Source organism: Pyxidicoccus caerfyrddinensis (assembly GCF_010894405.1).
GTDB lineage: Bacteria > Myxococcota > Myxococcia > Myxococcales > Myxococcaceae > Myxococcus > Myxococcus caerfyrddinensis.
Window position 1 is genome coordinate 694297 of record NZ_JAAIYA010000002.1, and the last position, 11601, is coordinate 705897.

Annotated in this window: 9 protein-coding genes; 7 read left to right on the forward strand and 2 right to left on the reverse strand. The window is 70.9% G+C overall.

Translation table 11 applies throughout. The features are described from left to right. Positions 1–128: 128 nt before the first annotated feature. The 3 genes from G4D86_RS06300 to G4D86_RS06310 all read left to right on the forward strand — a co-directional run bounded on the left by G4D86_RS06300 (position 129) and on the right by G4D86_RS06310 (position 3898). Positions 129–1274, forward strand: a complete 1146-nt coding sequence (locus G4D86_RS06300) for a glycosyltransferase family 4 protein (RefSeq protein ID WP_163990484.1) — start codon at positions 129–131, stop codon at positions 1272–1274. Positions 1275–1388: 114 nt separating this feature from the next. After that, positions 1389–2873: an MraY family glycosyltransferase gene (locus tag G4D86_RS06305; RefSeq protein ID WP_163990486.1), complete on the forward strand. Its 1485-nt coding sequence runs from the start codon at positions 1389–1391 to the stop codon at positions 2871–2873. Between the two features lie 5 nt (positions 2874–2878). After that, on the forward strand, positions 2879–3898 hold the full coding sequence (locus G4D86_RS06310) for a nucleotidyltransferase family protein (protein WP_163990488.1): 1020 nt from the start codon (positions 2879–2881) through the stop codon (positions 3896–3898). Positions 3899–3987: 89 nt separating this feature from the next. Here G4D86_RS06310 and G4D86_RS06315 read toward each other — a convergent pair whose 3' ends face one another. Then, positions 3988–6762, reverse strand: a complete 2775-nt coding sequence (locus G4D86_RS06315; protein ID WP_163990490.1) for an FG-GAP-like repeat-containing protein — start codon at positions 6760–6762, stop codon at positions 3988–3990. A gap of 196 nt (positions 6763–6958) precedes the next feature. Here G4D86_RS06315 and G4D86_RS06320 point away from each other — a divergent pair, with 196 nt between their 5' ends. From G4D86_RS06320 to G4D86_RS06330, 3 genes are all read left to right on the forward strand, one after another. Continuing rightward, positions 6959–7927, forward strand: a complete 969-nt coding sequence (locus G4D86_RS06320; RefSeq protein ID WP_163990492.1) for a nucleotidyltransferase family protein — start codon at positions 6959–6961, stop codon at positions 7925–7927. A 102-nt stretch (positions 7928–8029) separates the two neighbouring features. Further along, positions 8030–9328: a UDP-glucose dehydrogenase family protein gene (locus G4D86_RS06325; protein WP_163990494.1), complete on the forward strand. Its 1299-nt coding sequence runs from the start codon at positions 8030–8032 to the stop codon at positions 9326–9328. After that, positions 9325–10491, forward strand: coding sequence for an acyltransferase family protein (locus G4D86_RS06330; RefSeq protein WP_163990496.1), 1167 nt, complete (start codon positions 9325–9327; stop codon positions 10489–10491). Before G4D86_RS06325 ends, G4D86_RS06330 begins: the two co-directional genes overlap by 4 nt. Before the next feature lie 37 nt (positions 10492–10528). Here the strand turns inward: G4D86_RS06330 and G4D86_RS06335 are convergent, their stop codons facing one another. Further along, positions 10529–10819: a hypothetical protein gene (locus tag G4D86_RS06335; RefSeq protein ID WP_163990871.1), complete on the reverse strand. Its 291-nt coding sequence runs from the start codon at positions 10817–10819 to the stop codon at positions 10529–10531. 100 nt (positions 10820–10919) lie between these two features. Between G4D86_RS06335 and G4D86_RS06340 the strand changes: the two genes are divergently transcribed. Further along, on the forward strand, positions 10920–11582 hold the full coding sequence (locus G4D86_RS06340; protein WP_163990498.1) for a hypothetical protein: 663 nt from the start codon (positions 10920–10922) through the stop codon (positions 11580–11582). Positions 11583–11601: the final 19 nt, after the last annotated feature.

Here is an 11601-nt window from a genome sequence, read left to right on the forward strand (position 1 = left end):
CGGGCCGCCCATTGTCGTCCGGGGGGCCAGCGCGTCAATAGCGACCAGGGAGGCGGCCGTCCGCAGGGAAGGAGGGAACGAAGAGGTCCCCATTCCCCGGCGCGATGGCCTAGAAGGCACGCCTTCGCATGCGAGTCCTCCTCGGCATCCACCATCCGCTGGACCCGAACCTGGGCGCCCCGGGCGTGACGCTCGCGCTGGGACAGGCGCTCGCGGCGCTGGGCTGCGAGGTGGACTACTACAGCTACCACGAGGCGTTTCCCGGCACGCGCGAGCACGGCTCGCTGCACGGCGTGCGCTTCCCGTGGAAGGTCGCCGCGCACCTGGCGCGCGAGGCCCGCAAGTACGACGTCCTCGACATCACCACCGGGGACGCGTGGGCCTGGGCGCGGCTGGGCCGGCCCGGTGCGCGCGAGAGACATGCGCTGGTGACGCGCAGTCATGGCCTGGAGCACACGTTCTCCGAGCGGTTGCGCGCGTCCGCTCGCGAGGGCCACCTGCGCTTGAGCTGGAAGTACCCGCTCTACCATGGGGGCTTTCGCCTCTGGGAGGTGCGCCAGTCGCTGCTGCTGGCGGACCACGCGGTGCTCCTCAACACGCTCGACGCCGCGTACGCGCGCGAGCACCTGGGCGTGCCCGCGGACCACCTCAGCGTCATCCCGCACGGGCTGGATGCGCCCTTCCACGGGCTGCCGTCGCCTCGGCCTTCCGCTCCCGGCGCGCCGCTGCGCGTGGCCTGCGTGGGCAGCTGGCTGCCGCTGAAGGGCCGCGACGAGATGGTGGCCGTCGCCACGCGGCTGCACGCGGAGGGCGTCGCCTTCTCGCTGTCGCTGTACGGCACGGGCGCGAAGGAGGACGAGGTGCTCGCGGCCTTCCCCGCGCAGGTACGGGAGCGGCTGCGCGTGGTGCCTCGCTATCCGCGCACCGAGCTGCCGCGGTTGCTGGAGTCCGAAGAAGTGCTCCTCTTCCCCAGCCACTCGGAAGGCTTCGGCATGGCGCTGGTGGAGGCCATGGCCTGCGGGCTGGCACCGGTGTCGTCACCGGTGGGCGTGGCCCCGCAGGTGGTGAGGAATGGGCAGACAGGCCTGCTCATTCCCATTGGAGACGTGTCGGGTCTGGTGGGTGCGCTGCGCGCGTTCGCGGAGAACCGTGAACAATTGCAGTCACTGCGTCAGGCGGCGCAGTCCGAGGTGCGAAGTCTCACGTGGCGAGACATCGCCGCTCGCACCCTCTCGCTCTACGAGACGCTTCTCCGCAACCAAAGAAAGCCATGAATTTCGCTCGGTTGGTGGCTGGAGGAGCAACCGCGGGGTCCATTCGTTATCACACACTCGCGTGCATTGACGCGCCAGGCCAGTGGCCGTCACAGTGGTGAGTGGCTCAACCGAATGATCACCTTCTTCGTCGCGTTCCTCGTCTCGCTCATGGTGGCCCTGGTGCTCACGTTGCTCGTGCGCAACCGGGCCGTGGCATGGGGGTGGCTGGACCAGGCCAATTCCAGTCGGAAGGTGCACGTCCGTCCCATTCCTCGGCTGGGAGGCATTGGCATCGTCGGCGGCTTCTTCGCGCCGCTGTGCGCGCTGTTCCTGGTGGACTCGGGCGTGGGGCACAACTTCCGCTCGCACCGCGAGCTGGTGGCGGGCCTCTTCATCGGCGGCGCGGTGATTGCGGCGTTGGGCCTGTATGACGACCTGAAGGGCGCGAATGCTCGCCTGAAGTTCGGGGTGCAGTTCGCGGTGGCGCTGGGCCTGTACGCGCTGGGCTTCCGCATCGACGTCATCGCCAACCCGTTCGGCCCGGAGCTGTCGCTGGGAGCGCTGAGCCTGCCCTTCACGGTGCTGTGGATGGTGGGCGTGGTGAACGCGCTCAACCTCATCGACGGGTTGGATGGGCTGGCGGGCGGGGTGGCCTTCTTCGGCGTGAGCACCAACTTCATCCTCGCGCTGTCGCGAGGGGACATCCTGCTGTGCCTGCTGATGGCGGCGCTGGCGGGCGCCATCCTCGGGTTCCTGGTGTTCAACTTCAACCCGGCCTCCATCTTCATGGGGGACACGGGGAGCATGTTCCTGGGCTTCGTGCTGGCGGCGGTGGCCATCAAGACGAGCACGAAGAGCGGGACGACGGTGGCCATGCTGGTGCCGGTGATGGCGCTGGGGCTGCCCATCATGGACACGCTGCTGGCCATGGTGCGGCGCTCGATGCTGGGCCGGCCGATGTTCAGCGCGGACAGGGAACACATCCACCACCGGGTGATGAGCCGTATGGTGCTCAGCCACCGCTCCACGGTGCTGGTGCTCTACGGGCTGTGCGGCCTGTTCACCCTGACGGCGCTGGGGCTGAACTTCGCCAACAGCGCGCAGAGCGCCATGCTGCTGTGTGGCATGGGCGTGGTCATCTTCGCGTTGATGCGCAAGCTGGGCTACCTGGACCTGCGGCGCGCGTCGGACGTGCAGCAGGTGCGGCAGCGCAACATCCGGCTGCGCACGCTGGTGAAGGGCGTCACCCGCGGGGTACGCCAGGCGCCGTCGCTGCAGGACGTATGGAATGCGCTGCGGCCGCTGGCGGAGGCGATGGACGTGGCGCGGCAGGAGTTGCGCTTCCAGCGCGTGTCTGGCGGGCAGACGGACGGCATCGTCTTCGAGACGCAGCGCCCTTCGGGGACCGCGGTGCCGCTCGAGGTGCGCATCGACGTGAAGGACGACGAGGAGGTGCTCGGGGCGCTGCTGCTGGTGTGGCGTGACGGGCGGTCGGCCATCAACCGAGATGAGGAATTGGCGCTGGAGGTGGTGGCGGACGCGGTGGCGGAGCGCGCCGTGCGGCTGCATGCGCCGGTGGAAGTGGAGCCCGCGCGCGTCATCGCGCTGCGGCGGTGACGGCGGTGGACGCGCGCGCCCTGGGGGCGCTGCTGCGGTCCTGGCCCCAGGCCCCTTCACGTGAGGCCCCGGTAGGAGCGGAGGCCGACGGGCTGGTGCGCGCTGCGGTGCACCATGGGCTGGCGGGCTTCGTGGAGCACGCGGTGGCGCGGGCCGGGTGGGTGCTGCCCACGGAGGCTCATGCGCTGCTGCGGCGCGAGTCGCTGCTGGGTGCGGCGCGGGTGATGCGGGTGAAGGCGCTGCTCACGCGGAGCCTGGAGGCGCTGGCTTCAGTGGGCTGCGTGCCGGTGCTGCTCAAGGGGTACGGCCTGGCGCAGCGGCTGTACCCGGACCCGCTGCAGCGGGCGACGACGGACGTGGACCTGCTGGTTGCTCGCGGCGAGGTGGACGCGGCGGTGCGGGCGCTCACCGGGCTGGGGTTGACGGTGCGGGCGGGGGACGTCGCTCGGCATGGCGAGGAGGACTCGCACCATCTGGAGTTGGTGGGGCCGGCGGGGCTGGTGGAATTGCACTTCCGTGCGCTGGCGGGGTGGGGCGAGGCGCTGGAGGGAGACGCGCTACTGGCGCGGGCGGTGGAGGGCGAGGTGGAGGGCCGGCGCGTGCGGTGGCTGCGGCCGGAGGACGAGGCGGTGTACCTGGCGCTGCACGCGAGCAACCACTTGTTGCAGCGGCTGGCGTGGGTCTTCGATTTGAAGTTGCTCGCGCTGAAGGGGTTGGACTGGCGGAGCGTGGTGGAGGGGGCGCGAGGGACGGCGTTTCCGCACGTGGCCTGGTACGGCTGGGAGGCGGCGCGGAGGCTGCTGGACGCGCCGGTGCCGGTGGAGGTGCTGGAGGAATTGGCGCCGCCCCGCTGGCAGCGGGTGCTGGCGGGGCGGTTCTTCTCGGACGAGCGGTTGTTGGGCTCGGACCTGGCGCGCAGCAAGCCGGCGTGGGTGGCGGCGAAGCTGCTGCTGGCGCCTCGGGCCGGGGCCATGGCGCGGTATGCGCTGCGGCGGGTGGAGAACGCGGTGCGGGCCGCGCGCTGAAGGCTCGGTCGAGGAGGCTGCGCTCGCGCTGAGGGTCGAGCACTCCGGAGGCTCACGGCCGCAGCCGTGAGCCCCCCAGCGTTACCGGCTCACGGACACAGGTAGCTGCCACCCGTGCCGTACGGGCACCCTTGTCCCACGCAGTACTGCGGCCCGCTGTTCTGCGGCGGCTGCTGTCCATACGTGTCACGCGGCACGCCCACGGTGCAGCTGCCTTCCGCCTTGTTGCCGGACGGGTCCTCCACCACGTAGTGCACCGTGTACACACGACCATCGCCCGTGTCGTCGCGCTCGGCGCGCAGCTGCACCGACGTCGTGTTCACGCGCACCGCCATGTCGTCGCACGTGTCGCCGTCACACGTCCCTCCTGCGTCCTCCGACTCATCCGACGTCACGCGGACAATCCGGCCGTACTGCTCCAGTGGCAGGTCGCCCATGCACGCGTCCTTCGCCGGGCCCGCGCACTCGGCCAGCGTCACCGTGCGGTACTGGTGGTCCACCGGCCACAGCTTCATCCCCAGCGAGCCCCCCAGCACCGGAGGCCGCGTGTCCCGCACCGACACCGTGAAGCCACACCCGCACGCGTTGCCCGCGCCATCCACCGCGTTGCAGTCCACCACCGTCCGTCCCAGCGGGAAGGTGGCGCCCGTCGGCGGCGTGCACGTCACCGACACCGGGCCGCAGTTGTCCTCCGCATGCGCTGCATACGTGGCCTTCGCTCCGCCCGACACACACTCCAGCACCTGCGGCGACGGACACACGATGCTCGGCAGCGTCGTGTCCACCACCGTCACCGTGCCCGTACACACCGCGTTCTCCTCACCGTCCGACGCCGTCAGCGTCACCTCGTGGCTCCCCAACCCGAAGGGCCCCGGCGCCACCTGCGTCACCGTGAAGGGGCCCGGCTGCCCATCCGGGTCATGGCTCCCATCGTCCACACTGGCCGAGGCCCGGCACATGGCATCCGCGCTCACCGTCACGTCGCGGCACACCGCCACCGGAGGCACGTTCGCCCCCCCGCCGCACTCCAGCCCCACCAGCGCCGAGCCGGTGTTGTTGTCCTCGCGGCACTCCAGCTCGCGCCCCGTCCCGGTGCCGTCGTCATCCACCACCGCGAACACCTCGCCCCGCCCTCCAGGCGCGGTGCCCAGCTCCAGCTCCGCCCACGCCTCGCCGCCCGCGTCCACCTTGTCCGTCAGCGTGGCCACGCCCAGCAGCGTGCCGCTCCCGCTGGCCGGCCCCCGGAAGAAGGCCACCCGCACTCCCGTCGAGGCCGGCGCATCTCCCGCGTTCTTCACCCGCGCGCCCAGCTTCACGACGCCCTCGCTGTCACACGTGGCGCTCACCGCCTCCACCACCAGGTCCGGCGCGGCGAAGGGCTCCACCGAGCCCGCCCCCTGACTGTTCGTCTGGAACGTGTTGAGTCCCGGCGTGAGCCAGTTGGGCACCGGGTGCGCGGGGATGGAGCCGTCGTCCCCCACGTTGGTGACGGAGTACGCATGCTGGTTCCAGATGCGCCGCGTGTTCACCCAGCCATCCTTCTTGTCCCTGTACACGCGGATGCCGTGGAACGGGCCGAAGTCACACGCGGTGTTCTGCGCCACCACGATTTCGGCGTTGCCGTCGCCATCCACGTCCGCGACCACCGGGTTCTCATACGCGGTGCACGAGCTGTGCGGCGCCTCGAAGCGCACCGTGCCGGTGGCGCCGTCGTAGATGCGCAGGGCCGTCTCGTCCGCGTAGACCACTTCCGTGTGGCCGTCCCCCTCGAAGTCGAAGGTGGTCGAGCCCGTGCGGTTGGAGCTGGTGTCCTGAATCGGCATCAGCCACTTCACCGTCCCGTCCGCCTCGAAGAGGGAGTACCAGGCCATGCCGGCCACGCCGATTTCCGGCTGCCCGTCCGCGTCGAAGTCCGCGATGTTGGGCGGCCCGCCCGTGCCGAGTCCCAGGTGCTCCACCGTCCAGCGCACCGTGCAGTCGGCCTCCATCAGCGACACGTGGGTGCTCCACACCACCACCACCTCGCCCGCGGCGTCGGCGTCGAAGTTGCCCACGCCCGCGAAGCCGTGGCCCAGCGATTCGGCCCGGCACTTCAGCGTGCCGTCGTGCCGGTAGATGCTGCGGCCGTTCACCACCTCCTGCTTCCCGTCCCCGTCCAGGTCCACCGCGAAGGCCACCGGGCCCGTGTCGTTCGGCGGGCCTCCCACGCCGTCGCTGCCCACCCACTTCAGCACTCCCGTGCTGTCATAGACGTGGTTGCCGGCGATGATTTCCACCGTCCCGTCCCCCTCCAAATCCGCCAGCGACACACCGCCCCAGTCCAGCCGGGGCCCGGCCGCACGGAACTTGAAGGCGCCGGTGTTCTCGAAGCAGATGATGCCCTCCGCACTCTCCGGCACGGTGCACAGCTCCACCGTCCCGTCGCCGTCGATGTCGCCCGCCGCGACGCTCGCCGCGCCCCGTGTCCGGAGCGCCGGGTCCGTCACCGCCCACAAGTCCGAGCCGTCCGCCCCGCTGATGGCGCGCAGCACGCCATTCGTCTTGAAGTTCCAGCCCTCGAAGCTGTTGAACACCACGTCCGGCACGCCGTCGCCGCTGACGTCCACCACCACGGGCGTGCTCTCCACGTTGGTGTGCGTGGGCATCACCGGACTGTCCGTCCAGGCCCATTCGACCTCCGGCTCGAAGTGCGGGTCGAACGGGGGGCGCACCTCGCATCGGCCCTCGGTCTCCACCTCCACCACCGCCGTGGAGCCCTGCGCCGCGGGCGCCTCCGAGGACGTGCCGCTGCACGCCACCAGTCCGAGCGCTCCCAGCACACACCACCGGCCCGCCCGTCTGTCCGTCCAGCCCTGCTGCCTCATGTAACGACCTCCCTCGGCTGCCTGCCCGGCCCGCGACGTACCGAGGGGCCCAGGTATTCATTCAGTCCGGCTCCCGGACCCACCCCGGAGGGCCGCGCCCTGTCTCCCGGGCACCACTCGCGCCGGTTTGTGTCCGGCCACCAACAGAAGGCGGGCGTTGCGGCCCACGCGTCCGGCCCGTTAAAGGGGGACCCCCATGCCGCCCAGCCTCCTCGACACCTTCCGCGTCCTTGCTTCCTTCGACCCGCCGCGCGTCTCGCTGCGGGGGGCGCCGTGGGAGGCGTACGTGGACTGGGCCATCTCCCAGGGCCTGGCGCCACTGGCCGCGTACAACCTCCAGTACCGGCTGGGAGGCGCGGCCGTGCCGGAGTGGGTGCGCGACAGGCTGCTGGCCATCTACCAGGGCTCGGCCAACGACAACGTGATGAAGCTCGTCAACTTCAAGCAGATGGTGGACGACCTTCAGGGCCGCAAGCTGGTGCTGTTCGGCGGCGCCGCCTTCGCCGACTCGCTCTACCCCCACGTCGCCTTCCGCCCGGTGACGGAATTGCAGCTGCTGATGCGGCGGCTGGACGTGGACGGCTTCGCGGGCTTCCTCTCCAACCACGAGTTCAAGCCCGAGGACGCCGCCGGCTCCGGCGCCACCAAGGTGGTGTCCGACGGGCGCACCCTCATCCTCCTCTACTCGGACATCCTGGGCTCGCAGCGCAAGGAGCAGGCCGCGGGCATCCTCGAGCGGGCGAAGCCCATGAAGATGTACGGCCCGTCCGTGTTCCGCGCCGACCTGGAGGACGCGCTGCTCCTGGCCGTCCTGGAGCAGGCGCGTCAGGGCTACGAGGTACCCTGGCTGTCCTTCCTGGACGTGCGCGAGCTCATCACCGGCGCGAAGGCCATGGGCGGCCCGTACTCGCGCCCGGTGGACGTGCCCGCGCTGCTGGCCCGGGCCGCGGAGTGGCGCCTGGAGCGCGCCCTGTACACGTCCCTGGCCCTCGTCGCGCGCCTCTTCCCGGAGGCCGCCGCGGACGCCACCGCCGCCTTCCCCCCGCTGCGCCGGGCCACGCGCGAATTGCTGGACCGGACGGTGGTGGGTCCTGTGAGCACCCCCGGCCGGGCCACGGCCCTCAAGGGGCTGGAGCGGGTGCGCCGGCTTCTCACAGGCCAGTAAGTCCGCTCGCCTGCCCTCCTGCCCTGGGGGACGGGCTTTCTTTCGGTGCGCCTCCCGGCGTATGAGTCCTGCTCCGGACATTCCCCAACTGGGACTCTTTCAATGCGTATTGCCATCATCGGAACGGGCTACGTCGGCCTCGTCGCGGGCACCTGCTTCGCGGACTCGGGAAACGACGTCACGTGCGTGGACATCGACGAGCGGAAGATCCGCATGCTCCAGGCGGGCGAGGTGCCCATCTACGAGCCGGGTCTCGAGGAGCTCATCAAGAAGAACGTGCGTGAGAAGCGCCTGTTCTTCACGCGCGACCTGGCCGAGGCCGTGGCCCCCGCGCAGGTGGTCTTCATCGCCGTGGGCACGCCCGAGGGCGAGAGCGGCGACGCCGACCTCCAGTACGTGCTGGCCGCCGCCGAGCAGGTCGGCAAGGCGATGAAGCAGTACACGGTGGTGGTGGACAAGAGCACCGTGCCGGTGGGCACGGCGGACAAGGTGCGCGACGCCATCCGCAAGGTGACGAGCATCGAGTTCGACGTCGTCTCCAACCCCGAGTTCCTCAAGGAAGGCGCCGCGCTGGACGACTTCCTCAAGCCGGACCGCGTCGTCATCGGCGTGGACTCCGAGCGCGGCCGCAAGGTGATGGGCGAGCTGTACGCCCCCTTCGTGCGCACCGAGAACCCCATCATCTACATGGACACGCGCTCGGCGGAGCTGACGAAGTACGCCGCCAACGCGATGCTGGCCACGCGCATCTCGTTCATGAACGACATCTCCGCGCTCTGCGAGAAGGTCGGCGCGGACGTGGACTTCGTGCGCAAGGGCCTGGGCTCGGACAAGCGCATCGGCTACCCGTTCCTCTTCCCGGGCGTGGGCTACGGCGGCTCCTGCTTCCCCAAGGACGTGAAGGCGCTGGTGGCCACCGCGCGTGACTACGGCCTGGAGCTGGATTTGCTCCGCGCCGTGGAGCGCACCAACGAGCGCCAGAAGAAGCTGCTGGTGAACAAGGCCGTGAAGCACTACGGCACGCTCGAGGGGAAGAAGTTCGGCGTGTGGGGCCTGGCCTTCAAGCCGAAGACGGACGACATGCGCGAGGCGCCCTCCATCGAGGTCATCGAGGGGCTCATCGGCAAGGGCGCGCAGGTGGTGGCGCACGACCCCGTGTCCGCGCACACCGCGAAGCGCGTCTTCGGTGACCGCATCCGCTACGCCACGGTGCCCTACGAGGCGCTGGAGGGCGTGGACGGCCTCTTCGTCGTGACGGAGTGGAACGAGTTCCGCCACCCGGACTTCGAGCGCATGAAGGGCCTGATGAAGTCGCCCGTCGTGTTCGACGGCCGCAACGTGTACGACCCGGTGCGCATGCGCGAGCTGGGCTTCACGTACTACGGCATCGGCCGCCGATGAGCCGGGGCGGGGCGCTCGACTCCCTCACGGGGCTGCGCTTCTTCGCGGCCCTCCACGTGGTGCTGTTCCACTTCTCGTGGCCGTACCTGGGTACGGCGCCGGAGGGGTTTCGCAACTGGGTGGCGGCGGGCTACTCCGCCGTGGGCGTCTTCTTCGTGCTGTCGGGCTTCGTCCTCGCCTGGAACTACCTGGACCGGGACGGCCACATGGAGACGAGGCCGCGCGCCTTCCTCGCCGCGCGCGTGGCCCGGGTGTACCCCGTCTATCTGCTGACGTTCCTCCTGTCGGCGCCCCCCACCATCGCCATGTCCGTGGCCGCCAACGGGTGGGTGGTGGCCGCCGGGAAGCTGACGGTGGGTGGCCTGAGCACGCTGGCGCTGGTGCAGGCGTGGGTGCCCCGGCTGGCGCTGTACTGGAATCCGCCGGCCTGGTCCGTGGCGGTGGAGGCCGTCTTCTACGTCCTCTTCCCCGGGCTCGCGCTCGGGGTGCTGCCGCGCCTGCGCCCCTCGCGGCTGCCGGTGGTGATGGGCGTGGTGTGGGTGCTCGGGCTGCTGCCGCCGCTGCTGTTCCTGGCGCTGCGCCCGGACGGGGCCGGCCCGGTCACCGCGGCCACCGGGTCGACGGTGCTGATGGTCATCAAGTTCAACCCGCTGATGCGCCTGCCGGAGTTCCTCTTCGGCGTGCTGCTCGGTTGGGGCTTCGTGCGCGAGCGCGCGGACGGGGCGAAGAAGGGCAGCGGCGCGGTGCTGGCCTTCACCGGCGCGGCGTTGCTGGTGGCGGCGGGCGTGGCGGGCCCGCTGATTCCATACCCGCTGATGCACAACGCGCTGCTGGCGCCCGCGTCGGGGCTGCTGGTGTACGGGCTGGCGCGCGGAGGCGGGCCCCTGGGCTGGCTGTTGTCGCGCCCGCTGCTGGTGCACCTGGGTGGGGCCAGCTACGCGCTCTACCTCCTCCAGTACCCGCTGTCGGAGGGCTTCAAGGCGCTGAGGCAGTGGGTGGACCTGCAGTCGCCCGTGCTGGTGCTGGCGCTGAGCGTGCTGGCCTCGGTGGCGGTGCACCGCTACGTGGAGACGCCCTTCCGCTCGCGGGTGCGCAAGGCGCTGCAGCCGTGGGTGGACGGGGAGTCGCGCGTGTCAGCGCGGCCGGTGGTGCCGGGGGCCTGAGCCTCGGGCTCGCGGGCCCCGGCCTCGCGGAGGAACGTCAGCGCGACAGGCCGCAGGCGCGCTTGCCGGCCTCGGTCTCGATTTCGCGGCAGTTGCAGCCGTCGACGAGCTCCTCGCAGACGGCCTCGTCCTCCTCGGTGGGCTCTACGCGGCTCTCTTCCTGGGCGGCGCGCTGGAGGCACAGCTCCTTCTCCACGGAGTTGGTGGAGCAGTCGCAGAGCTTCTCCGACAGCTCGCGGCAGGCGCCCTTGCAGCCGGCGAGGCCGGTCAGGGTGGAGCACAGGAGGGCGGCGGTGATGAGGAGGCGGCGCATGTGTGCGGCGAAGATGCCAGAAGAACCTCCGGATGCAAGCAGCCCGCGAGGTCAGGCGTGCCGGGGCGGATGCTAGGGTTGCCCGCCTGCTCCACACCCCGGGGGGACCCGCCTCATGTTGTCACTCGTCGCCACCGTCCTGCTGGCCGCTTCGCCTGCTTCTCAACGGCCGTCCCTGCTGGCCCCGGAGGCCCCGGCTTCCGGCCGGCACCTGTCCGCGCGGCTGCTGGTGGCCCAGGCCCCCCAGGATGCCGCTTCCCAGGATGCGGCTCCTCCGGACGTCGCGCCCGCGCGGCCTTCCGCGCCGCCCGTCTCGCTGCCCGGGGACGCGGAGCTGGACGCGCGCATCCGCGAGCTGACCACCCAGGTGGGCCTGCTCCAGAGCGAGATTCGCTCCATCGACGTGAACTTCCCCATCGGCTCGCTGGTGATGGCGTACTTCGGCTACGTGCTGACGCCGCTGGCGCTGATTGGCATCCCGCTCATCATCATCGGCGCGGACGCGGACAACGTCGATGACCGGGACACGCTGGTGCATCTGGGCACGGGGCTGACCGTGGCGGGCGCGGTGGGCGTGGGGCTGCTCATCGTGGGCCTCGTCACCGGCTACCAGGAGTCCAACGTCAACCGGGCCCGGCGCGAGGAGCTCGTCCGCGAGCGCATCCGCCTGGAGGACGACCTGCGCGACTTGAAGGCCCGCCGCGACGCGCGCAGCGCGCTGCAGGCACGCCGGTGGCAGCCCCGGCCCACGCTGCCCCTGGTGGCCCTGAGCTTCTGACGCGCCGTCCCACGCACGC

What these genes read in the sequence shown, in the direction of transcription:
- G4D86_RS06300 (WP_163990484.1), top strand. Translation starts at nt 129, where the DNA reads ATGCGAGTCCTCCTCGGCATCCACCATCCGCTGGACCCGAACCTGGGC.
- G4D86_RS06305 (WP_163990486.1), top strand. Translation starts at nt 1,389, where the DNA reads ATGATCACCTTCTTCGTCGCGTTCCTCGTCTCGCTCATGGTGGCCCTG.
- G4D86_RS06315 (WP_163990490.1), bottom strand. Translation starts at nt 6,762, where the DNA reads ATGAGGCAGCAGGGCTGGACGGACAGACGGGCGGGCCGGTGGTGTGTG.
- G4D86_RS06320 (WP_163990492.1), top strand. Translation starts at nt 6,959, where the DNA reads ATGCCGCCCAGCCTCCTCGACACCTTCCGCGTCCTTGCTTCCTTCGAC.
- G4D86_RS06325 (WP_163990494.1), top strand. Translation starts at nt 8,030, where the DNA reads ATGCGTATTGCCATCATCGGAACGGGCTACGTCGGCCTCGTCGCGGGC.
- G4D86_RS06330 (WP_163990496.1), top strand. Translation starts at nt 9,325, where the DNA reads ATGAGCCGGGGCGGGGCGCTCGACTCCCTCACGGGGCTGCGCTTCTTC.
- G4D86_RS06340 (WP_163990498.1), top strand. Translation starts at nt 10,920, where the DNA reads ATGTTGTCACTCGTCGCCACCGTCCTGCTGGCCGCTTCGCCTGCTTCT.